18 protein-coding genes are annotated in these 23,567 nt (G+C 59.9%); 4 read left to right on the top strand and 14 right to left on the bottom strand.

The window, feature by feature from the left end; all coding sequences use genetic code 11:
- Positions 1-92: 92 nt before the first annotated feature.
- Positions 93-1,031, bottom strand: a complete 939-nt coding sequence (locus ACQZ45_RS24145) for an AraC family transcriptional regulator (protein WP_013761499.1) — start codon at positions 1,029-1,031, stop codon at positions 93-95.
- Between the two features lie 182 nt (positions 1,032-1,213).
- Between ACQZ45_RS24145 and ACQZ45_RS24140 the strand changes: the two genes are divergently transcribed.
- Positions 1,214-2,431, top strand: a complete 1,218-nt coding sequence (locus ACQZ45_RS24140; RefSeq protein ID WP_003510707.1) for an MFS transporter — start codon at positions 1,214-1,216, stop codon at positions 2,429-2,431.
- A 131-nt stretch (positions 2,432-2,562) separates the two neighbouring features.
- Here ACQZ45_RS24140 and ACQZ45_RS24135 read toward each other — a convergent pair whose 3' ends face one another.
- The 5 genes from ACQZ45_RS24135 to ytfQ form a co-directional block, all read right to left on the bottom strand.
- Positions 2,563-3,297, bottom strand: a complete 735-nt coding sequence (locus ACQZ45_RS24135) for a FadR/GntR family transcriptional regulator (protein ID WP_013761497.1) — start codon at positions 3,295-3,297, stop codon at positions 2,563-2,565.
- A 17-nt stretch (positions 3,298-3,314) separates the two neighbouring features.
- Positions 3,315-4,295 carry a galactofuranose ABC transporter, permease protein YjfF gene (yjfF, locus tag ACQZ45_RS24130; RefSeq protein WP_421386985.1) on the bottom strand — a complete coding sequence of 327 codons (981 nt, stop codon included), beginning with the start codon at positions 4,293-4,295 and terminating at the stop codon, positions 3,315-3,317.
- Positions 4,292-5,335, bottom strand: a complete 1,044-nt coding sequence (locus ACQZ45_RS24125; RefSeq protein WP_162694307.1) for an ABC transporter permease — start codon at positions 5,333-5,335, stop codon at positions 4,292-4,294. Before ACQZ45_RS24125 ends, yjfF begins: the two co-directional genes overlap by 4 nt.
- Positions 5,335-6,858: a sugar ABC transporter ATP-binding protein gene (locus ACQZ45_RS24120; protein WP_013761495.1), complete on the bottom strand. Its 1,524-nt coding sequence runs from the start codon at positions 6,856-6,858 to the stop codon at positions 5,335-5,337. The genes ACQZ45_RS24125 and ACQZ45_RS24120 overlap by 1 nt, the downstream gene beginning before the upstream one ends.
- Positions 6,859-6,936: 78 nt before the next feature.
- The gene (gene ytfQ / locus ACQZ45_RS24115; protein ID WP_076845906.1) at positions 6,937-7,896 is read right to left on the bottom strand and encodes a galactofuranose ABC transporter, galactofuranose-binding protein YtfQ; all 960 of its coding nucleotides are present in this window, start codon (positions 7,894-7,896) and stop codon (positions 6,937-6,939) included.
- A gap of 520 nt (positions 7,897-8,416) precedes the next feature.
- Between ytfQ and ACQZ45_RS24110 the strand changes: the two genes are divergently transcribed.
- Positions 8,417-10,228 carry an IlvD/Edd family dehydratase gene (locus ACQZ45_RS24110; protein WP_003510695.1) on the top strand — a complete coding sequence of 604 codons (1,812 nt, stop codon included), beginning with the start codon at positions 8,417-8,419 and terminating at the stop codon, positions 10,226-10,228.
- A 270-nt stretch (positions 10,229-10,498) separates the two neighbouring features.
- On the opposite strand, the gene ACQZ45_RS24105 is transcribed toward ACQZ45_RS24110, so the two are convergent.
- The 7 genes from ACQZ45_RS24105 to ACQZ45_RS24075 form a co-directional block, all read right to left on the bottom strand.
- Positions 10,499-10,693, bottom strand: coding sequence for a hypothetical protein (locus ACQZ45_RS24105; protein ID WP_013761494.1), 195 nt, complete (start codon positions 10,691-10,693; stop codon positions 10,499-10,501).
- A gap of 158 nt (positions 10,694-10,851) precedes the next feature.
- A complete protein-coding gene (locus tag ACQZ45_RS24100) occupies positions 10,852-11,970 on the bottom strand; it encodes a pyridoxal-phosphate-dependent aminotransferase family protein (RefSeq protein WP_127966220.1) in 1,119 nt (372 codons plus the stop codon).
- A 3-nt stretch (positions 11,971-11,973) separates the two neighbouring features.
- Positions 11,974-12,759 (bottom strand): ABC transporter ATP-binding protein, encoded by a 786-nt coding sequence (locus tag ACQZ45_RS24095; RefSeq protein WP_127966221.1) that lies wholly within the window; start codon positions 12,757-12,759, stop codon positions 11,974-11,976.
- Entirely contained in the window at positions 12,756-13,559 is an 804-nt protein-coding gene (locus ACQZ45_RS24090; protein WP_127966222.1) for an ATP-binding cassette domain-containing protein, read from the bottom strand. The genes ACQZ45_RS24095 and ACQZ45_RS24090 overlap by 4 nt, the downstream gene beginning before the upstream one ends.
- On the bottom strand, positions 13,556-14,386 hold the full coding sequence (locus ACQZ45_RS24085) for an ABC transporter permease (protein WP_003510685.1): 831 nt from the start codon (positions 14,384-14,386) through the stop codon (positions 13,556-13,558). Before ACQZ45_RS24085 ends, ACQZ45_RS24090 begins: the two co-directional genes overlap by 4 nt.
- Positions 14,383-15,372 (bottom strand): ABC transporter permease, encoded by a 990-nt coding sequence (locus tag ACQZ45_RS24080; RefSeq protein WP_013761489.1) that lies wholly within the window; start codon positions 15,370-15,372, stop codon positions 14,383-14,385. The genes ACQZ45_RS24085 and ACQZ45_RS24080 overlap by 4 nt, the downstream gene beginning before the upstream one ends.
- A gap of 9 nt (positions 15,373-15,381) precedes the next feature.
- The gene (locus tag ACQZ45_RS24075; RefSeq protein WP_065661658.1) at positions 15,382-16,992 is read right to left on the bottom strand and encodes an ABC transporter substrate-binding protein; all 1,611 of its coding nucleotides are present in this window, start codon (positions 16,990-16,992) and stop codon (positions 15,382-15,384) included.
- Positions 16,993-17,367: 375 nt separating this feature from the next.
- On the opposite strand from ACQZ45_RS24075, the gene ACQZ45_RS24070 reads away from it, so the two are divergent.
- On the top strand, positions 17,368-20,076 hold the full coding sequence (locus ACQZ45_RS24070; RefSeq protein WP_413373126.1) for a DNA translocase FtsK: 2,709 nt from the start codon (positions 17,368-17,370) through the stop codon (positions 20,074-20,076).
- A 91-nt stretch (positions 20,077-20,167) separates the two neighbouring features.
- Positions 20,168-21,244 carry an Ldh family oxidoreductase gene (locus ACQZ45_RS24065; protein ID WP_448742572.1) on the top strand — a complete coding sequence of 359 codons (1,077 nt, stop codon included), beginning with the start codon at positions 20,168-20,170 and terminating at the stop codon, positions 21,242-21,244.
- 44 nt (positions 21,245-21,288) lie between these two features.
- On the opposite strand, the gene ACQZ45_RS24060 is transcribed toward ACQZ45_RS24065, so the two are convergent.
- Positions 21,289-23,283 (bottom strand): putative bifunctional diguanylate cyclase/phosphodiesterase, encoded by a 1,995-nt coding sequence (locus tag ACQZ45_RS24060; RefSeq protein ID WP_013761485.1) that lies wholly within the window; start codon positions 23,281-23,283, stop codon positions 21,289-21,291.
- Positions 23,284-23,567: the final 284 nt, after the last annotated feature.

Here is a 23,567-nt window from a genome sequence, read left to right as displayed (position 1 = left end):
GTAGCGGTTTTACGTCCAGAAAATGCGTAAAAACAAAGAGATAGAGCGCGTCAAAAGTTCCTGTTTAAACCGGACGTGCTCTAAGATGCGCTCTATGCCGCATCTTCCAGACCAGAGGTATCCTTCCTGCGGAACTGGCTGGGCGGCGCGCCGATCACGCGTTTGAAGGCGCGGCTGAAGGATGCCTCGGAATCGTAGCCGAGCTTTTCCGCCGCCAACGTGACACGCATACCCTCGCGCAGCCACAGTCGCGCCTGATGCATGCGTATGCGAACGACATAACGGGCTGGGCTTTCACCCACCACACGGGTGAAGCGTTCTGCAAAACTCGAGCGGGATGCACCCATCAGGGAGGCAAGCTCTTCCACGCTCCAGTCTTTCTCGGGGGTAAGGTGGATCGCTGCAAGCACCCGTCCGAGTTCGGGATTGCGCACGGCGGCAAGCCAGCCGCTGGAATCGCCGCAACCATATTCTACCCATGTGCGGATCAGTGTTGCCGTCAAGACATCGGCAAGCCGCGCCAGAATGCCACCGGCACCAACACGGTTCAGTTCCACTTCGCGCGCCATGGCTTCCAGGAGATGCGGAATGGCCGGATCGCTTTTGGCGAGATCGCTGGTCAGCATCACATCCGGCATCAGTTGCAAAAGCGGATGCAGATTATCCATGTTGAAACGCATCGAGGCGGTAAACGCTACCGTGTCGCCGCCGGCACCGGCACATTCCATGTCGAAAATGCCCTGACATACTTCCTTTTTACCGAACCGGTCGAAGAGGGCAGGTGTTACATCCTCGCCGCTGCCCAGCACATGGGCGTGGCCACGGGGAAGAAGCACTGCATCGCCGCACGTAAGCGTCAGCCATTCTCCGGAAGGTTTGCGTAATTTTGCCTGGCCCACGCCAATAAAATGAAACCGCGCCGCCTCCTGCTCGGGAAAGGCCGTCGCCCAGGGCGTTGCCATGCGGCAGCGGCCATATTCCACGCCGTCAAGCCGCAGACCACGCAGCATTTCCGTCAATGCATCATTCATGGCAACTCACAAATTCGGACGTTTGGTTAAGGAATGCGGATTTTTTAGCATGGAAACGCCGAGCTGTCACGCGTAGCTTACGACCATCGATTTGTGAGGCGACGCACCGGGCTCCCACCGGCTTCATCGTTTTGCCATTCCGTTTCAGGGCTCGTTCCCAGAATGCGCATCAGGAGATTTTCATGAATAACCGAACAATCAACGAACTTGAATATGCGCCACACAGACAAGAGCCGGATGCGAAGTGGGCGGCGGTGGTTTCGCTTTCGCTTGGTGTCTTCGGGCTGGTAACGGCGGAATTCCTGCCGGTCAGCCTTCTGACGCCACTGTCGACCGATCTCTCCATCAGCTCCGGCATTGCCGGCCAATCCATCACCGTCACGGCACTGGTCGCAGCGGTTGCCGGTCCCGGCGTCGTCATCGGCACGCGCAGCATTGATCGCCGGTGGACCCTGCTTGGCCTCACGACGTTGCTGATCATTTCCAGCACATTGGCCGCTTTTGCCAACGGTCTTTTCATGCTGTTTACATCGCGCGTTTTGCTCGGCATCGGCCTCGGCGGCTTTTGGGCCATGTCGGCGGCGCTGGCGCTAAGGCTTGTTCCGCTGGATAAGATGCCGCGCGCCATGGCCATCATCCTAACCGGCGTTTCGGTTGCCACCGTTTGCGCAGCCCCTGTCGGAGCGTGGATCGGCGCGACGCTTGGCTGGCGTGCGGCCTTTGCCGTCGCCGGCGTGCTGGGTGTCATCGCACTTGTCGTGCAGTTGCTCACCGTTCCCTCGCTGCCGCCGGCCGGTGCGCCCGGCCTGTCCACCATGTTCCGGCTATTGCAGCGCCCGCAGGTCAGGATCGGCCTTCTGACGACGCTATTCATCGTCGCGGGTCACTTCGCCGGCTTCACCTATGTTCGCCCCTTCCTCGAAGACGTGCCGCAGCTTGGCGTCGAAGCGATCTCGCTCGTTCTTCTGGCTTACGGCGTGGGCGGTTTTTTCGGTAATCTCTTCGGCGGCTTCCTCGCCGAGAAGAACACGGCATGGGCCGTGACATTTGCCGCCACCCTGATTGCCGCATCCGCTTCCGTGCTGGTGATTGCCGGTGCATCTCCCGTTGTCGCTGGCTTTGCCATTGCCTCCTGGGGTTTCGCCTTCGGTGCGCTTCCTGTCAGCGTGCAGAGCTTCATCACCCGCGTCGCCTCAGACGAGGCCGAAAGTGCGGGCGCGTTGCTGCTCACCACCTTCCAGATCGCCATTTCCAGCGGCGCTGTTCTGGGCGGACTGCTGATCGACCTTCAGGGTGCGACGATGGTCTTCGTTTTCGTCAGCATTGCAGCACTCCTCGGCGCATCGCTCATGGCATCGCGCCGTGGCGTGGTGCCGCAGATTGAAGCGTCGCAGGGGTAAGATAGTTGCCGGAAGAAAAAGGGCCCGCATCCGTGCGGGCCCGAATTTTATGATGAAAAAGCAAACCCCGCCTCCGTCATGCCGGCATCAGGCCCGGGGTGACAGAAGGGATGTCGATAGGCCTTTCGCCTTCAAGGCGTCTTGATTGCCTTTCGCGTCCGGTCCTTGCCGACCTCGATTACATGGCGCATGGCTTTCACGGCGGCGTCCGCATCACGGGCGGCGATGGCGTGCACGATCCGCAGATGGTTTGCGGCGATCTCGGCGATGGTTCCGGGCGACGAGGCCGGGGATGAAAGCTGGAATGAGATCGCAAGGGCGGCCTCGATCAGCCCGCTTGCCGAACGCATGAAGGGATTGCCGGACATGTGCGCCACGGCGAGGTGGAATTCGAGATCGACCTTGGCGATGGTTTCTGGCGTATGCTGTGGATTGTCGAATTTGGCGGCAATCACATAAAGGGAAACGATATCGTCATTCGATGCCTGAAGCGCGGCAGCCGCCGCCGCCGCCGGTTCGAGCGCGAGGCGGATTTCCGCCAGATGTGTAACGAATTCCTGGTCTATCCCGGCTTCGCAGCGCCAGCCCAGCACATCCGGGTCAAAGAAGTTCCAGCTCGAACGGTCGAGGACGCGGGTGCCGACCTTTGCCTTGGGTTCGACCAGCCGCTTGGCCGCCAGCGTCTTCATCGTCTCGCGCAATACGGTGCGCGAGACCCCGAAACGGAGAGACAGTTCGGCATCGTTAGGCAGCAAGGATCCTTCCGCAATCCTGCCCGAGACGATGGCGCTGCCGAGTTCGGAGACCACATGCGCGTGGCTGTTCCGGCGTTTTCGCCCGCTTATCGTCGTTTCGAGCAGCCCCAATAAAGCCTCCGTGTTGGTTATGCCGGATGTGGTCCGGCCAGTCTCCTGTTTGAATACCAGATGATTGCGCGCTGCAACACGATGAAGACAAAAAGCAGCACGCCAATAACGATTTTGGTCCACCAGGATGACAGGGTTCCGTCAAAAACGATGTAGGTCTGGATCAACCCCTGGATCAGCAGTCCGACGAAGGTTCCCGCCACCAGCCCCATTCCACCCGTCAGAAGCGTTCCGCCAATGACAACAGCTGCAATAGCGTCCAGCTCCACGCCCACCGTCGCCAAGGAATAACCCGATGAGGTGTAGAGTGTGTAGACGATGCCGGCGAGGCCGGACAGGAACCCGGAAAGTGCGTAGATGCCGATTGTCGTTGTACCGATCGGCACCCCCATCAGTTCGGCCGATTGCGGGTTACCGCCAAGTGCGTAGACATTGGCGCCGAAGCGGGTGCGGCTGGCAATCAGCATGCCGGCGGCAAAGACGAGAAGCATGACAATAGCAAGTGCTGTCAGCCTGCCGCCGCCGGGAAAGCGGAAATAAAATCCCTGTATCGCATCGATGAAGGGATGCGAGATCGGCACGGATTGCGTCGAGATCAGATAGGCCGCGCCACGCGCCAGGAACATACCCGCCAACGTCACCACGAATGGCGGGATCGACAGGAAGCGTATCATCGCCCCCATCAAGCAGCCGAACAGCGTTGAGATCACGAGCACGATGGCGAAGGCCAGCAGCGGGTGAATATTATAGGTGCCGACCATGACAGCCACGAAAACGCTGGTGAAGGCGATGACGGAGCCGATGGACAGATCGATGCCACCCGACAGGATCACGAAAGTCATGCCAACGGCAGCGATGCCGAGAAAGGCATTGTCGGTCAATAGATTGCCGATCACCCGTGTCGACAGGATCACTGGATATTGCAGCACGCACAGAAGATAGGCGATGAGGAAGATCGTCAGTGTGGTGAGGAACGGAAGATTGCGGCTGTGGATCATCGCGCGGTACCTTCCTTGGTCATTCCGTTAGCCGTGGCCGGTTTTGCGTGTGGCTTTGGCGTTTTGACAAAGCCCAGGACCGCCATGATTGCCGGCGATTGCAGCGTCAGTACCACCATGATGATGCCAGCCTTGATGATGAGGTTGAATTCCGGCGGGAAACCGGAGACCAGAATGCCGGTATTGATGGTCTGGATGATGAGCGCGCCGATCAGCGATGCGGTGATGGAGAAGCGGCCGCCATTCAGCGATGTACCACCGATCACCACCGCCAATATGGCGTCCAGTTCCAGCCACAGCCCGGCATTGTTGGCATCCGCGCCGCGAATGTCGGCGGTCACGATCATCCCGGCGATGGCCGCGCAGAGACCGGAAATGGCGTAGACGAAAAACAGCAGGAACCGTGCCCGCACACCGGCAAGTGCCGCCGCGCGGCGATTGATGCCGGTTGCCTCGATCAGAAAACCGAGCGCGCTCTTGCGCACCAGAAGGCCGATTACCAGCGCCGCCGCCATCCAGATGATGACGGGCAGGGGAATGCCTGCGAAGGAGCCGGAGCCGATGGCGGAAAAGCTGTCGTCGTTGAAGGTGAGAATGACGCCTTCGGTGATGAGCTGGGCGATGCCGCGCCCCGCCACCATCAGGATCAGCGTGGCGATGATCGGCTGGATGTCGAGAAGGGCGACCAGCACCCCGTTCCACAGGCCGCAGGCAATGCCGACAGCAAGCGAGATGGCGATGACGGTTGGGATGGAATGGCCGTTGCTGATGAGTGTTGCCGCCACCGCGCCACAAATGGCGATAACAGCACCGATCGACAGATCGATGCCCTTGGTAGCGATCACCAGCGTCATGCCAATGGTCAGGAGCGCCACGGGTGCGGCACGCACGAGAATATCCATCAGACTGCCGTAAAGCCTGCCGTTCTGGAACGAAACATGCAGGAAGCCCGGCGAAACGATTGTAATCGCTGCCAGAATGACGAAGAGGGCGATCAGTTGGGGAGCAAGCCTTTTCAGGCGCCTTGTCACAGCCACCATCATGCCGCCTCCGTTCTGGCCGCATCCGCAATTGCCCGCATGATGTTGTCGGCCGTCACCTCGCCGCCCTTCAATTCGCTGACATGCCGGCGGTCGGACAGCACGACGACCCGGTGGGCAACGGCGGTCAGTTCTTCCAGTTCGGACGAGATGACGACGAGCGACATGCCCTCGGTGCAGAGTTTTTCGATCATTTTGAGGATTTCCGCATGGGCGCCGATATCGATACCACGGGTCGGCTCATCGAGGATCAGAAGCCGGGGATGGGTTGCAAGCCAGCGCGCCAGAATGGCTTTCTGCTGGTTGCCGCCGGACAGGAATTTTATCGGCCGGTCAGGATCGGCCGGGCGGATGTCCAGCGATTTGATGAAGCTTTCGGCTAGTTCCGCCTTCTGCCGGCGCGAAAGCGGCCGCGCCCACCCCTGGCGGGCCTGGAGAGCCAGAGCAATATTGTCGGTCACGGAAAAGTCGCCGATGATACCGTCAGTCTTGCGCTCCTCCGGGCAAAAACCGAACCCGGCCGTGATTGCGGCCTCAGGCGAAGAAAGAGCGATGGTCTTTCCGTCTATCGTGGCCTTGCCGGTATCGGGCTTGTCGATGCCGAACAGCAGGAAAGCCGTTTCCGTTCGTCCCGACCCCAAAAGACCGGCGACGCCGACGATCTCTCCCGGACGAATGCCGAGGTCGAAGGGGGCGATGCTGCCGCGTTTGCCGTACCCCTCGAAACGGATCGGCGGTTCGCCCTCGGCAACCGTGTCGTCAGTGGCCTGATGCTCGTGGGTGATGTGCTGAAGCTCGCGGCCCAGCATCATGGCGATGAGTTCGGACCTCGGCAGGTTGCCGATGTCGCGCGTGCCAACGAGGCGGCCGTTGCGCAAAACCGTCACCCGGTCTGCGATATCGTAGACCTGGTTTAGGAAGTGGGTGATGATGACGATGCCGATGCCGCGGGCGCGCAATTTTCGCAGCACGCCGAACAGCATCTCGACCTCATGGGCATCGAGGCTGGCGGTCGGCTCGTCCAGCACCAGCACCTTGCCCGAAAGATCGACGGCGCGGGCAATGGCGATGATCTGGCGGATAGCCACGGAATAGCTGGAAAGCAGGGCGTTGACGTCGATCGAAAGCCCGTATTGGGACAGCAGCGCCTGCGATTGTCTCTGCATCGAGGCTCTGTCAATGAGCCCGAAGCGATGCGGTTGGCGGCCGAGAAAGAGGTTTTCGGCAACGGTCAGATTTTCGAGAAGGTTTACTTCCTGATAGACGGTGCCGATACCGAGGGCCTGCGCTTCGCCGACATTGGTGGGCGATATCTCGCTACCTTCCAGAAAGATGGAGCCGCTGTCGCGGTGGTAAACGCCGGTCAGTATCTTGATGAGTGTTGATTTCCCCGCGCCGTTTTCGCCGAGAAGCGCGTGAATTTCACCGCGCCCGAGCGAAAAATCGACGCCGTCCAGCGCCGTTATCCCGAGAAAGGATTTACCGATGGCGCGTGCTTCCAGAAGTGGTGCCGTTTCGGACATTGCGCAGGCCCTGCATGAAAGAAGCTGTGACGGAGCGGCACGCATGACATGCCGCTCCTTCCGAAGATAAGGGGTCTATTAGTAACCCAGACCCTTCTTCGCCTCGTAGACCTTCATCGGGTCGTCAGACGCCGTGTAGAGCTTGGATTCGGTCTGAATCCACTTCGCCGGTGCCTTTTTGTCTTTCAGATAGGCTTCGAGAGCGTCGAAGGCAGGACCGGCCATGTCAGGTGTCAGTTCCACCGTCGCATTGGCTTCACCGGCGGCCATGGCCTTGAAGATGTCAGGCACGGCATCGATGGACACGACCTTGATGTCGGATCCCGGCTTCAGGCCGGCTTCCTTGATCGCCTGGATCGCGCCGACGGCCATGTCGTCATTGTGAGCGTACACGGCACAGATATCCTTGCCGCCGCTTTCGGCCTTGATGAAGCTTTCCATCACTTCCTTGCCCTTGGTACGGGTGAAGTCTCCCGTCTGCGAGCGCACGATCTTGATGTTCTTGTGCGAAGCGATGGCTTCTTCGAAGCCCTTCTTACGGTTGATGGCGGGCGAAGAGCCGGTCGTGCCCTGCAATTCGACAACCTTGCAGTCCTTCGCGCCGACATCCTTGACGAGCCAGTCGCCGGCAACCTTGCCTTCGTGAACCTGATCCGAGGTGACCGCGGTCAGGTAAAGATCATCCGGCGCTTCGATCTGGCGATCGAGCAAGATGACAGGGATTTTTTCTTCCTTTGCTTCCTTCAGCACGGCGTCCCAGCCGGTTGCGACGACAGGTGCGATCAGGATCGCATCGACGCCCTGCGCGATGAAGCCGCGAACGGCCTTGATCTGGTTTTCCTGCTTCTGCTGTGCGTCGGCGAATTTCAGCGTAACGCCGCGCTTTTCGGCCTGCTGCTTGGTGACAGTGGTTTCAGCGGCGCGCCATCCGGATTCGGAGCCGATCTGCGAGAAGCCGACGGTCAGCGATTGTGCGGAAACACTGGATGCAAGGCATGCGGAAACGGCGACAGTGATTGCCGCAAGAGCTTTTCTCATCTTATCCTCCCAGAAATGATGTCAGCGTGACGACGTCACTATGAGCATATAGTAATACTCTTGAAAAGGGGTTTTTTAGCGGATCTCCAATTCGCGTCATGCCGATTTTATGGAGGTGCAGCATTAAATTATTAGAAATCAATGGTTTATTGCGTGTGTTCTAATTTCTGCGCCGTGCAAAACTCGCCCGCAATATAGTCTGATCCGGCTTGACAGGCCGCGCCGCTATCTAATAGTAATACAAATAAGCAAGTCAGGTCGTGACGGAATGTGGGGCCTCGGGTCAGTTACAATCCGGCAAGGCAGGGAGGGAAGAGGCCATTGCGCAACGTCGGTATGGTCGTAAACACCGAAAAATATTCGGCTAAAGCTGAAGAACGGCTCCAGGTCACTCGTCTGGCGCTCGTCTGTCGGTTATGCGTGCTTCCGAGAAGCTGATTCCATTTTCCTTGCGCACAACATAAGCTTGTCGCATTTCGTAATATTTTACCGTTGGCCACTTCCGGCTGGAGACCGCATCATGACCAAATCCGACAATCTGCCCGCAACCCAAGGCAAGCTTCGTTCGCGCGCGTGGTTCGATAACCCCGCAAACGCTGATATGACCGCGCTTTATCTCGAGCGTTACATGAACTTCGGTCTCAGCCAGGCCGAGCTTCAGTCCGATCGCCCTATCATCGGCATCGCGCAGACCGGCTCGGACCTTTCGCCCTGCAATCGCCACCATCTGGAGCTGGCGCATCGCCTGCGCGAAGGCATTCGTGAAGCGGGCGGCATTGCCATTGAATTTCCGGTGCATCCGATCCAGGAAACCGGCAAGCGCCCGACGGCGGGTCTCGATCGCAACCTCGCCTATCTCGGCCTCGTGGAAGTGCTTTACGGCTATCCGCTCGACGGCGTTGTTCTGACCATCGGCTGCGACAAGACCACGCCTGCCTGTCTTATGGCGGCGGCCACCGTCAACATTCCGGCCATCGCCCTTTCCGTCGGCCCCATGCTGAACGGCTGGTTCCGTGGCGAGCGCACCGGTTCCGGCACCATCGTCTGGAAAGCGCGTGAACTGCTGGCCAAGGGCGAGATCGATTATCAGGGCTTCGTCAAGCTCGTCGCTTCTTCCGCACCTTCCACCGGCTATTGCAACACCATGGGCACGGCGACGACGATGAACTCGCTTGCCGAAGCACTCGGCATGCAGCTGCCCGGCTCGGCCGCTATTCCGGCGCCTTACCGCGACCGTCAGGAAATCTCCTATCTCACCGGCCTTCGCATCGTCGAAATGGTCAAGGAAGACCTTAAGCCTTCCGACATCATGACCAAGGATGCCTTCATCAACGCCATCCGCGTCAACTCGGCCATCGGTGGCTCCACCAACGCGCCGATCCATCTGAACGGCCTTGCACGCCATGTCGGCGTTGAACTTACGGTCGATGACTGGCAGACCTACGGTGAAGACGTGCCGCTGCTCGTCAACCTGCAGCCGGCCGGTGAATATCTCGGCGAGGATTATTACCATGCCGGCGGCGTTCCGGCTGTCGTCAACCAGCTGATGACCCAGGGGCTCATCATGGAAGACGCCATGACCGTGAATGGCAAAACCATCGGCGACAATTGCCGTGGTGCCATCATCGAAGACGAAAAGGTCATCCGTCCCTATGACCAGCCGCTCAAGGAGCGGGCCGGTTTCCGTGTTCTGCGCGGCAACCTGTTCTCCTCTGCCATCATGAAGACGAGCGTGATCTCGGAAGAATTCCGCAAGCGTTATCTCTCCAACCCGAACGACCCGGAAGCCTTCGAAGGCCGTGCCGTGGTGTTCGACGGTCCGGAAGATTACCATCACCGCATCGACGATCCATCGCTGAAGATCGACGCCAACACCGTTCTCTTTATGCGCGGTGCCGGTCCGATCGGTTATCCGGGTGCGGCAGAAGTGGTGAACATGCGTGCGCCTGACTATCTCTTGAAGGAAGGCGTCAACTCGCTGCCCTGCATCGGTGACGGCCGCCAGTCCGGCACGTCTGGCAGCCCGTCCATCCTCAACGCTTCTCCGGAAGCAGCGGCAGGCGGTGGTCTGGCGATCTTGCAGACGGGTGACCGCGTTCGTATCGATGTGGGTCGTGGCAAGGCCGACATCCTTATTTCCGGCGAGGAACTGGCCAAGCGTTACGAAACGCTCTCCGCCGAGGGCGGCTTCAAGTACCCCGATCACCAGACGCCATGGCAGGAAATCCAGCGCGGCATCGTCAGCCAGATGGAAACCGGCGCGGTTCTGGAACCGGCCGTGAAGTATCAGCGCATTGCCCAGACCAAGGGTCTGCCGCGCGACAACCACTAAGGCAGGGCCGTTTACGGCTCTTTGATGGAAAGGGCTTTGCCCTTTCCATCGTCATGCCCGGGCTTTGTCCAGAGCATCTGCAGATATTTGATTTTTCGAGATTTTGTAAATCCTCGGGTTAAGCCCGAGGATGACGTCGCATATGTTTAAAGTGTACGTCACGGATCGACTGTTTCACCGTGTCTGAGGCTACGCTGAACACATTTCGGCTCAAGGTCGCAGGACGGGAAAACGACGTTTCAACCGCCCCGTCAGCCTGCGCTTAAAAACTTAAATCACAGGATAAAGGGACCAGAAGAACAGTTCGTATTCCTGATCACGGTCGTCATCGTTGGACTGGTCGTCCGGTCTGCGTGGCGTCCTGTCCTGCAAATCCTTCTCGACCCGCTCGTTTATGGCGGGCGTTCTTCGGCCGATGCCAAAGAGGTCAAAGGAGAGCATGTTGAACCCTGCTACCATGGCCATTTCCCTTCTTCACGCGAGTTAACAGTGCGTTAAGTTTCGCGCGTTGCCATGATTTCGTCAAGATTGGCCAAGGAATTTGTCTACCATTTTTAACAACAATGGCGTGACTGACGTTCCGCCAGCACCCGATTTCGCGCAACGAACGTTTATCGGCGCTGTTAGAGACCCTTCGAGGAGGTGCCGGAATAGCTCTTTTCGGCCGCGTCCAGCGCGGAATCGGTATCTGCGGCATGGCCGAGGCTTCTCAGGGCGCTTGAAACAGCGGTTATATTGGCTTGCACCGAATCCGGGTTGGCGCGCCGGCCGGTGTGATTAAGCCTTATCAGCCGTTCCGCACCGGGACCGACACCGCCCGAGACATCCGCACCTTGCTCCCTTGACGCAGCCGCCAGAAATGCGCCGGCATCCACCGTGTCCGGCAAGATCGCTGTCGAAACCAGAGCAGACGCGTCAGTCTCCTCCACCCACGTCGGTATACCAAGGGCCCTGATGCCGTTACGAGTGGCTGTCGCCGCTCGTTCGTGGCGTTCATTGGCGGATGCCAGACCCTCTGCCTCTATCCGGTCGAGCGCCGCCTCCAGCGCATAGAATTCCAGCGGCGCAGGTGTTCCAGGGAGCGCGCCGCGGCCGGTATCGAGCCAGAGTTTCTTCTGGTCGAGAAGTGAAAGCATGGAGTTCTCAGGTGCATTTCCATGTGAAAGAAGTTTCCAGGCACTTTCGCTGACGGAGATGGCGGATAAGCCCGCCGGGCCTGCCAGCGCCTTTTGCGGGCCGATGACCGCAATATCTATGCCGAGCTGGTCAACCTCGAAGGCATGGCCGCCGATGGAAGCGACGGCATCGACGACCGTGACGATGCCTCTGTCTTTGGCGAGCGCGGCAATGGCGGGCAGGGGGTTGAGAATGCCGCTTGCGGATTCCGCGTGCACGATAGCGAGAAGATCAAAACCTGGCCCTTCGTCCAACGCTCTCTCGACCTCGTGAAGTGATATCGGCTTTGCCGGAGCGGTGGTCAGGTTGCGAACCGTTGCGCCGCCACGCTCCAGCCAGCCCCCAAACCACGCGCCATAGGGACTAGTGACGATATTGAGCGCTCTCAGACCAGGCCGCGCGAGGCTGGTGGCCGCAGCTTCAAGCGCAAGCACTGCTTCCGCCTGTACCAGAAGCACATCGTTATTCGTGCCCATCAGCGCCGCCAGCCGGTCGGCGAGAGCGGCGTAACGGTCTGCTGGAAAGGCGGGCGGGTCGAGCAGCAATGCGTAATCCGGGGGGGGCATGTCTTATCCTTGCGTGGTGGTGGTCAGGCGCGGCGCAGCCTCGATCAGGGTTCTGGCGGTCGAGGATTGCGGCGTGGAAACGATGTTTGCTGTCCTGCCGATCTCGACGATCCGACCCGCCTCCATGATGGCGACGCGGTGGCAGACGGCGCGGATGACCGCGAGGTCGTGGGAAACGAAAATACAGGCGACGGCCGTCTCTCGCTGTATTTCGACCAGCAGTTCGAGAATTTGCCTGCGTACGGAGACATCGAGCGCTGAAACGGCCTCGTCCAGAATGAGAAGGGATGGTTTGAGCGCGATGGCTCTGGCAATTGCCACGCGCTGCCGCTGGCCGCCGGAAAGCTCGAACACCGAGCGGTCAGTATAGCTGGCGGGCAGCCCGACTCGCTCGAGAAGGCGGCGGATTTCTGCCGGGCGTTCGCGTCGTTCGACGATGCGATGAATACGCAGCGGTTCGCCTATGGCATCCTCGACGCTGGCGCGCGGGTTGAACGCGCCATGCGTATCCTGAAACACCATCTGCATATGCCGCCGCGCCGCGCGCAGTTCGCCGCCATCAAGCGCCAGCCAGTCGCGAGTTTCAAAACGGACCGTGCCTTCGTCGGCCGGGATCAGCCGCATCAGGATGCGTGCCAGTGTCGATTTTCCGCAACCGGAGGGGCCGGCAAGCCCAAGCGTCTCGCCGGGCTGAAGCGAAAAGGATATATCGGACAGTGCTTCCACCGTGCGTGCGCCGGTCCGGTAGGTTTTCGAGAGGTTTTCGACGCTCAGAAGGGCTTCGTTCATGATGCGGCCTCATTGATCAGAGGCGGTGTCGAAAGGTCGAGATAGTCGGAGAGCAGTGCGCGCGTATAGTCGTGCGCAGGCGCGGCTAACACCCGCCTGGTGGTGCCGTGCTCCACCAGCCGTCCGGCATGCAGAACGGCGATCTCGTCGGCAAGGCCGGAAGCAAGACCAATATCATGGGTGATGAAGACCAGCGTTCTTTCTTCTTCACGCACCAGCCCATCCAGCAGTGCGGCAATGGCGGCCTGGCTTACCGTGTCGAGCGCGCTTGTCGCCTCGTCGGCGATCAGGATTGCGGGGTGCGCGGCAATGGCGGCTGCAATCGCCACACGCTGTCTTTGCCCGCCGGAAAGCTGGTGCGGATAGGCGCCGAGGAGACGGGTGGGATGCGGCAAACGCACCCGTTCCAGAAGGTCGCGGGCAAGATCTCGTGCCTGCTTCCATGAAAGGCCCAGATGCCGCACAGCGCCTTCCGCCACCTGTTCACCGATGGTGAGAACCGGGTTCAGCGTCGCACCGGTATCCTGGAAAATATAGCCGATATCGCGACCCGGCTGCGGCCTGTCTGTGAAAAGACCGCTGTCGCGGCTCCAGGAAATATCGCCGGAAACCCGTGCGCTCACAGGCAGAAGCCCGGCAATTGCCTTGGCGAGCGTCGATTTGCCAGAACCGCTTTCGCCGATGATCGCCAACCTTTGTCCCTGCCGGATCGTCAGCGAAATATCCTGCAGCGCCGGTCCGTCGCCGGCCGCATAGCGGACGCTGAGATCGTCGATCCTGCAGAGTGCATTGCCGCTCATGGCGTTTCTTTCCTCGTCGCCATCGCTTTGTTGATTCCCTCCGCGAGAAGATAAACGCCGAGAACCGTGACCAGAAGACCGATGCCGGGGATGACGGAGAGAAACGCCGCCGAGCGCAGGACGTTGCGTCCTTCCGCGATCATCGAACCCCATGTGACGATATTCGGATCGCCAAGGCCGAGGAAGGACAATGCCGCCTCGGTGAGGATGGCGGCGGCGACGATGATGGCGGCGAGCGCCAGAACCGGCGGCAGCGCATTGGGAAGTATTTGCCGAAACGCGATCTCCAGCGGATGCATCCCGATGGCGCGGGCGGACTGCACGTAATCCCGCTCGCGGATACTCAACACCTGCGCCCGCATCAACCGCGCTGGATCCGCCCAGGCGCCAAGTGCAATCGCAAGGATGACGATGGGCATGGATGGACCGATGGTGCTGACGAAGGCGAGCGCCAGAAGGAAATTCGGCACGATCTGGAAGGCGTCGGTAACACGCATCAGCGCCTCATCCACCAGGCCACCGGCAAATCCGGCAATTGTGCCGACGACGGTGCCGATCATGAGGGCGGCAGCGGCAGCGCCGATGCCGACGAGCAGGGATGCCTGCGCACCGTGGGCAAGTCCCGCCAGTACATCGCGGCCCAACCGGTCGGTGCCGAGGGGGGAGGCGGCGTCGGAGAAGGGCGCGATGAGCGGCTCACCGACGATCGACAGCGGGTCACCGGGAAACAGGAGGGGAGCGGCGAGCGCCGTCACAGCTAGCAGTGTCAGGATGATGGCACCTGCCGCACCTTCGAAACTGCGCAGGAGCCGGAGGGTGAAACTCATGTCTGTTGCTCCCCGCTGCCGATGCGCGGATCGAACACGGCATAGAGAATATCAACGACGAGATTGATCAGGATAACGAAAACGGCGCTTGTCAGAATAATGCCCATCAAGAGCGGTGTGTCGCGGCCGCTGACGGCTTCCTGCGCAAGCCGGCCAAAACCGGGAATGGCAAAAACGCTCTCGATCACCACGCTGCCGCCGAGCATGGTTGCCGCTTGCAGGCCAAGCACGGTGACGAGGGGCAGTGCGGCGTTGCGTGCGACATGGCGCAGCACGATCCGCCGTCTCGAAAGCCCCTTGGCCTTGGCGAAGAGCACGAAATCCAGCGGCCAGACCGCCGCCATGGCAGTACGCATGACGCGCAGGAAAAGCGCCAGATAGATCAGCCCGAGACTGGCGACCGGCAGGACAAGATGGCGGGCAATATCGAGCGCCCGTACAAATCCCTGTTTTCCGGATGCGATGGTTTCGATGCCGGATGTTGGCAGCCACCTCAGTTGCACGGCAAAGACGATGGCGAGCACAAGGCCGAGCCAGAAGCCCGGCGTGGCGTAAAGCGCCAGCGACAGGGCCGAGAGTACCCGGTCGGTCAACCCGCCGGGACGGGCGCCCGCCAGGATGCCGAGCGCGGTGCCGATGATGAAAGCAAGTGCGGTGGCACTACCCATCAGGAGCAGCGTGTTCGGCAGCCGTTCGAGGATTAGCCCCAGCACCGGTCGGTCAAACGCAAGCGACCAGCCGAAATCAAGTCGCAGCACCGAGCTGGCGTAAAGCCAGAAGCGGGCTAACACCGAACCGTTCAGACCATATTGCTCGCGCAGGGCGTCCCGCAGTCCGGCGTCGCCGCCGCCGATGGAGACGAGATAGGCGTCAACCGCGTCACCGGATGCGTTTTCAAGCAGCACGAAGGTGAAGACCAGAACGATCAGCAGCACTGGAATGGCGCTGATCACCCTTCGCCGTAGCAATGTCGCCGCGCGCCTCACGGCGCTTCCTCAGGTGCCGACCACCGTATCCGCCCAGTTGGAAACGGCCCAGCGTGGATTGCTCGCGACGTGTTTGACAGTATCGCGCGCAACCGTGATGAAACCCCATTCGGCGACATTGATCAGCGGCAGATCGGCGGCGACCTGCTTCTGGAAATCCTTGTAGAGTACCGTGCGGGCTGCCGTATCCACGGTTTCCGCCGCCTTGTCGATCAGTGCATCGAGCGCCTTGTTCTCATAGCCTCCCTGATTGGAGAAGCCGACGCCGGCTGGAATGCCGGAGCGCACGAGAATGGTGGTGGAGATCGCCGGATCGCCACGGAAGACCGGCGGCGCGATGGCGAGATCGAAGGCATGGTCGGTATAGACGGCCTTCTGGTGCGCGGCGGCATCATTGTTGACCAGCTCAGCATCGATGCCGATTTCCTGTAGCGCCTGGCGAAGATAGGAACCGAATTGCTTGGTTTCATTGAAGTAAGGCGCCGGCAGAAGCTTCAGTGAAAATCGCGTTCCGTTCGCTCCGCGTGCATAACCCGCCTCGTCCAGCAGGGCGTTCGCCTTGGCGACGTCGAAATCGTATGTTTCAACGTCTCCCGTGTAAAACTGGGGTGCATTTTTCGGTACGGGGCCGGTCGATGCTGTGGCGTAACCGAGGAAGACCTTGTCGATGACGAATTTCTTGTCGATGGCGTGGGCGATCGCCTTCCTGACCTTGAGGTCGGTCAGCTCCTTGCGGCGGTGGTTGATCTCCACGACGAGCTGATAGGTGAGGGCTTCGTAACCCTCCGGGATGACCTTGATGCCCGGCTCCTTCGCGATGCGGGCAAGATCGGCAAGCGGCACGGCGGAAAAGGCTGCGAGGTGGATTTCTTCGGCTTCAAGCGCAGAAGCGGCGCCCGCCCGGTCGGGCAGAACGCGATAGATGATCTCATCGAGTTGCGGCTGGTTCTTGCCCCAGTAATTGGGATTGCGGGTCAGGCGGTAATATTCGCCGGGCTTATATTCCGCAAAAACGAAAGGTCCGGTGCCGACTGGTTTCGTATTGGCCGGATTGGTAGCGATATCGCTGCCTTCATAAAGGTGTTTCGGCACGACGCTGGTGACAACCGGCAAAGCGTTGCGGATGAGCTGGAAGGGTGTCGGCTTGGAGAAGCGGAAAATGGCCGTGTGGTCATCAGGCGTATCCACTTTTTCAAGATTGGCAAAGACCAGCCGCCCAAGGTTTTGCAGCGGCTTCCAAACCGAAAGTGCTGAAAAGGCCACATCTGCGGAGGTGAAGGGTTTGCCGTCATGCCAGGTCACGCCTTCGCGCAGCTTGAACGTGGCACTCAAACCGTCCTCCGATCCATGCCATTCCGTCGCAAGCCTTGGTTCCAGCCCGTCCCTGCCATTGAAGGAGGCTTCCGCCAGCGGCTCAACGATCTTGCTCGAGATATAGAACACGCCGTTGGAGGCAACGATGGCCGGATTGAGGTTCTTCGGCTCCGAATCGGCCGCAACGATCAACCGCCCACCGGGCTTTGACTGCTGCGCGGCGGCAATGCCCGCAAGTCCGGTGGTTGCGGCAAGAAGGAGCGAGGTCTTGAGAAGCGAGCGGCGGGACAGGTGGACAGGCGACATGAGGTTCACTCCGGAATGAGGGCGGGCGGGCCTTTCCGCTGGGCCGCGGCCTGCCCGATCTTAAGACTGCAACCGCAGCAGTGTCCACGTTAATTCACGGGCTTTACAGCAATGATTTTACGTTGCGCGACCGCTTGCGGAAACAATATGCTTCAAGGCACCACTCCCCTTTTCTTAAGCCGCGCCCGTTGCCGTAAAACGGCGATGAAAAACTGATTTAACGCAATAAATATAGAGGCTTGGAGTGCCGATTCCTTGCTGGTGCATGTCACGTCTCACCTGTGCCTAAAGCGAAATTCTGCCTGCGTGACCCGGTTTGGAAAGGGGTAATTAACCTTTATTTTCTATTTCAGGGAGACCGAAATATGTACGTTTATGATGAGTGTGCACGCTGCCATGAGCTTCTCCCGATCCAGATTCCAGAATTCGTCCAATAGCGTAGGGGAGGGGAGCGATAAGGCTCGTCATGCCGGCGGCAAGGCCGTTGCCGGTCAGGAGCAGGCCGCGGCAATGAAGGCGGGTGTTGTGCCCCGGCCGAATGCCGATGTCAGTGCTGCCGACGCCATCGAAGGCCGCGCTGAAATGCCGGGCTGGCAGAATGCTTTCGTGCTTGGCCCGAATGTGCGTTTCACCCGCACGCCGGAAAGCGCCTTTAGCCGGCGCATGCCGGTCGAGACGCCGCATCTTGCGGAAGAGGAGGCACCCGCCGACATCCTGTCTGAAACTGCCGAGCCTGAGATGGTCGTGCAGCCGGAGGCTACTGTACAGGAGCCTGCAATTGCGACGGTCGTAAAGTCGCCGGAGCCGCGCATTCAACCGCCACGCATGCCGTTTCTGCCGCAGCCGCCGGATGCGCGGGGCGCAAGGGCGCTGACCTACAAATTGCGACTGGAGCTTGCGCGCAAACAGGCGGAAGAAGCCGCTGCAGCAGCGCTGATGCCGCCTCAGCCAGTTGATGTAGCCGCCGTCTTCGAAGCGCCGGTACCGGGAACCGATTCACCTGTTCAGCCGCTGCCCGCCGCGTCGTTTGCATCTGTCGAACAGGTTGCAACGCCGCAGGCATCCATTCCCGCCTTTGCCGCCCATCTGCCGGATGAGCTTTTCTGGGAAGTCATGACTCTCGATCTGCCGGATGACGCCGGCGAAGGCCTTCCCGCATCTGCGCGCACCGTTCTCGCAAACCCGTTGCTGACAGCGCCTGCGATTGCCCCGACGCTGGCATCCGCATCTCCGGTCGCTTCGGCTATCCGGCTTTCGGCCGTACCGCCCGTTATCAGGATTCCGGGTGGTTCAGCGATCAGGCTTTACCGCGAAATCGGCGTGCATCATCCTGCAATTCCAGTCCCAACTCAGGTCGTTGAACCAGAGATCGCTCCGCAGCCGGTCGTGGAGACGGTCGCGGTTGCTGAGCCGCAGAGGCCTGTTGAGCAGGTTCAGCTGGCGGAAAGAGTCGTTGCCGAGCCGCGTTTCACGCCCCGCGCGCCCATCCAGGCCTCGCAGCCGATGTTCCGGGAAGCGCCGGTCTTTGCAGACGGCGAATATGAATACCCCTCCATCGATCTTCTGCAACAGGCCCGCGTCCAGCAGACCACGACCATGACGCCGGAGGCGCTCGAGCAAAGCGCCGGCCTGCTGGAAAGCGTGCTGGAGGATTTCGGCATCAAGGGCGAGATCATCGATGTGCGCCCCGGCCCAGTTGTGACGCTTTACGAATTCGAGCCCGCCCCCGGCGTGAAGTCCTCGCGCGTTATCGGCCTGTCGGACGATATCGCCCGCTCGATGTCGGCGCTCTCGGCGCGTGTCGCCGTCGTGCCCGGCCGCAATGTCATCGGTATCGAGCTTCCCAATCCGGTGCGCGAGACGGTCTATCTGCGCGAGCTTATCGAAGCGACCGATTACAGCGAGACCCGCCAGAAGCTAGCCCTTTGCCTTGGCAAGACCATTGGTGGCGAACCTGTCATCGCCGAACTGGCGAAGATGCCGCATCTGCTCGTTGCCGGTACCACCGGTTCGGGCAAGTCGGTCGCCATCAACACCATGATCCTGTCGCTGCTCTACCGGTTGAAGCCGGAGGAATGCCGGCTGATCATGGTCGATCCCAAGATGCTCGAGCTTTCGGTCTATGACGGCATTCCGCATCTTCTGACCCCTGTCGTCACCGATCCGAAGAAGGCGGTCATGGCACTGAAATGGGCCGTACGCGAAATGGAAGACCGCTATCGCAAGATGTCGCGTCTCGGTGTGCGCAATATCGACGGTTACAACGCAAGGGCCGCTGCCGCCCGCGCCAAAGGGGAGACGGTGTTCTGCAACGTGCAGACCGGCTTCGACCGCGCAACCGGCGAAGCTGTCTACGAGCAGGAGGAAATGGACCTCACCGCCATGCCCTATATCGTCGTCATCGTCGACGAGATGGCCGACCTGATGATGGTCGCAGGCAAGGAGATCGAAGGTGCGATCCAGCGTCTTGCGCAGATGGCGCGCGCTGCCGGTATCCATCTCATCATGGCCACCCAACGCCCCTCGGTCGATGTCATCACCGGCACGATCAAGGCCAACTTCCCCACCCGCATTTCCTTCCAGGTGACCTCGAAGATCGACAGCCGCACCATCCTTGGCGAACAGGGTGCCGAACATCTGCTCGGCCAGGGCGACATGCTGCACATGATGGGTGGCGGCCGCATCTCCCGTGTCCACGGTCCGTTCGTGTCGGACGAGGAAGTGGAAAAGGTCGTGGCGCATCTGAAGACCCAAGGTCGGCCTGAATATCTCGGCACCGTTACGGAAGACGCCGACGAGGCTGACGACGAGGCGGAAGAGGAAACGGCGGTCTTCGACAAGACATCGATGGGCGACGACGATAGCGACGATCTCTATGAAAAGGCCGTTAAGGTGGTGATGCGCGACAAGAAATGCTCCACCTCCTATATCCAGCGCCGCCTGTCGATCGGATACAATCGTGCCGCCTCCCTGGTCGAGCGCATGGAGCAGGAAGGCATTGTCGGTCCCGCCAACCATGTCGGCAAGCGCGCCATCATCGCCGGTGAGCGCGACACATACGAGGCGATTGGCGGCGACGACTGATTGATCCATTCGGGGCGCGATATTCGATTGCAAAAACGCGCCCCGTGATTAGCTTGTGCGGCATGGATTCTGGAATCGGGAGGTTCCCCTGATGTCGCACGGCAATGAAAATATCACCGTCCTCGCAAGGCTGGATGAAATGGAGCGGTTTTGCCGTTCCGTTTTCCTGGCTGTCGGCACCGATGATGAAACCGCCGATGCGGCGACCCGCGCCATGATGCATGGCACACGGCTGGGCGTAGACAGCCACGGCGTTCGGCTTCTTGCTCACTACATCGCAGGACTTGAAGACGGGCGTCTCAATCCGCGGCCGCAGATCAGCCGCGTGTCCGGCTTCGGCGCAGTGGAGACGATCGATGCCGACCATGCTCATGGCGCCCGCGCTACCTATGCGGCCATGGACAGCGCCATGGCGCTTGCTGGGAAATTCGGCATCGGCGCCGTTGCGATCAGGAATTCCTCTCATTTCGGCCCGGCCGGCGCTTACGTGCTGGAGGCGGCGCGGCAGGGGTATATCGGCATTGCCTTTTGCAACTCCGACAGTTTCGTGCGCCTGCATGACGGCGCGATGCGTTTCCACGGCACCAACCCCATTGCAGTCGGCGTGCCGGCAGCCGATGACATGCCCTGGCTTCTGGACATGGCCACCAGCGCCGTGCCCTATAACCGGGTTCTGCTTTACCGCAGCCTGGAACAGCAATTGCCGGAAGGAGTTGCGTCTGATGGCGACGGTATCGACACGCAGAACCCCAATGCCGTTGAAATGCTGGCTCCGCTGGGCGGTGCCTTTGGTTTCAAGGGAGCGGCGCTTGCGGGAATGGTGGAAATCTTTAGCGCCGTTCTCAGCGGCATGAAGCTCAGTTTCGATATCGCCCCAATGTCGGGGCCAGATTTTTCCAAGCCGCGCGGGCTTGGGGCCTTCGTCCTGGCGTTGAAGCCGGAAGCCTTTCTTGAACGCGAAGTGTTCGACGAGGGCATGAAACGCTATCTCGAGGTACTGCGGGGATCGCCAGCGCGGGAGGACTGCAAGGTCATGGCGCCGGGCGATCGGGAATGGGCGGTAGCGGCAAAGCGGGAGAGGGAAGGCGCACCTGTCGATCCCGTCACGCGTGCTGCGTTTTCGGAACTTGCGGCAAAATTCTCGATCATTCCGCCCGCATATCACTAAGAGGGGGCGTGTCGGTGACGGCGCTTGCCGCCGCCATCGCATCGTCAGGCGGGGCGCTGTAGCATTTTGGGCTGCGGGTAGGGGGTAGTCGCCACGTTCAGCCTTTCGGCGACGACCGGGCGTCCGATATAATAACCCTGCGCATAATCGATCTCTAGCTGGCGCACGAGCCTCAGCTGCTCTTCCGTCTCCACGCCTTCGATCAGGATCTTGTGGCCGCGATTGCGGATGAGACGGATCATGTCCTGCAACATCGCCCGGCCGCGGGGTGTCTTGCTGTCATGCAGGAAGGAGCGGTCAATCTTCACGGTATCGAAATCCGTCATCCGCAGCCAGGAAAGGCCCGCAAATCCGGTTCCGAAATCATCCAGCCATATATTGATGCCGAGCGTCTTCAGATCGTTCAGACAGCGTAATACATCCGAATGCATCTCCATATCCAGACCCTCGGTGATCTCGAAGGCCAGCCTGCCGCCGGCAATCCCCGCCTCAACGAGGATCGCTGCGACCGAAGTGGCAAAACCAGGGTTCTTCAGCTGCATCGGCGATACGTTGACGCTGACCACCGATACCTTGTCATCGGCCAGTATCTGCCGGCAGGCGGTCTTTATGGTCCAGAGACCGAGCTCCATTATCGTGCCGGTGCGTTCGGCAATCGGGATAAAGGTGCCGGGCGAAACGGAGCCACCGTCGAGCAGGCGAAGCCGCATCAACGCTTCGGCTCCCGCCGTCTCGTTGGTCGATATGTTGAGGATCGGCTGATAGACGAGAGAAACGAGGTTTTCCGCGACAGCGATTTTCAGAAGTGCGGCGATATTTTCGGTTTCGTCGCTGGTCTGCGGATCGTCCGGATCGAACAGCTTCATGCAATTGCGGCCATTGGCCTTGGCGATATAAAGCGCCCGGTCGGCCTCGTTGATGATCTTTTCGAGCTTGCCATCCGGATTGGGACGGGTGAAAGACGCGCCAATGCTGACGGTGACGATGAAGGTTCCGTCCCGGCGCTGGTCGTGCGAAAGCGACAGGTCTTCGACGGTGTGGCGGATGGTTTCGGCAAGCTCGCCCACCTGCTGTCTGGACTTGAACGGAGCGAGTACGATGAACTCCTCACCGCCATAACGGCCGATGGAGGCGCCATGGTCGATGATCGCGTCCTGCAGGGCGTTGCCCACTGTCACGAGGCACTTGTCGCCTTCCTGGTGGCCGTAGCGATCATTGTATTTCTTGAAGAAATCCACGTCGATCAGAAAGACGGCGAAACCTTCCCCCTTCTTGCTCCAATTGTCCCACAACAGGCGCAGATGCTGGTCGATGGCGCGGCGGTTCTGCAGGCCTGTCAGGGAATCGGTATTTGAAAGCCGCAACAGCGCCTGCCCGCGCTCGTCCGCCGCTTTCTGCTGGGCCTTGGCTTCCAGTGCGTTGAGAAAGACGTGGTAGCGTTCCCGGTTCAGGTTCCAGTTCACGTAAGAGGTGAAGACGAAGCAGGAGATATAGAAGGTGCCGAAAGCGAGCTTGTAGAACGCATCTTCGGGAAACTGCGTCGCCGCCAGAAAGTAGGTGACAAGAATGATGCCCGATGACACGAGCGAAAGATGGAAGCGGAAGGTGAAAAACAGATTGGCGCCCATCATGAAGATCGCCCCGAAAACCATGTAATAGGACATGTTTTCGAGATTGTCGGTCAAGAGCGAGGGCACAAGCCAGCCAATATAGCCCATGACGAGCGCAGTGGCGCAGGTGAGGTCAAGTGCGGCGGTGCTCGCGCCCATGCGCAATTGAATTTCGAGCGTCAGCAGGGACGTCAGGACGACGATAACTCTTGCGATTATGGTGTAAAAGGCGACGTCGGGCACCAGAATGATGTCGGTAATGGCAAATAGCAGATAGATGAAAACAGCCGTCCACAGGCCCCGCCTGATCGAACCCCGGCGGCTACGCTCACCTTCCTGCTGGTAAAGGGCAAGAAGTTCATCAGAAAACCGGGCGTCCGGCCGCCGATATTCTTGCTGTCCACTCACCTCGCCTAACGTGTGCTTCATGCACTTTCCCATAGTGTTGCGTATACTTTATCAAGTAACTGCTTATTCGACCTTTGCGTGTACTTTCACGCTAAGCGCGATTTCCTGCCGATTTCTCTCCATGCGGGCGGAAACATGAAAAGCAAGAGCGCATCATACGCTCGCAACATTAAGTTTCACTAAATCGCGTATCCGCTTTCTCCTCCGGTCCACGAGTGTGACCAAAAAAATACGCTAATAAACTAATGTATCCCTACACTGCTCAAAAATCGAAAGCGAGTGGCCTTCCGTCTCCCAGAAACGTA

It is taken from the genome of Agrobacterium sp. 16-2014-1-2a (assembly GCF_053522705.1).
Note: the sequence above shows the minus strand (reverse complement) of the source record. Positions and strands in the feature narration are given on the sequence as shown.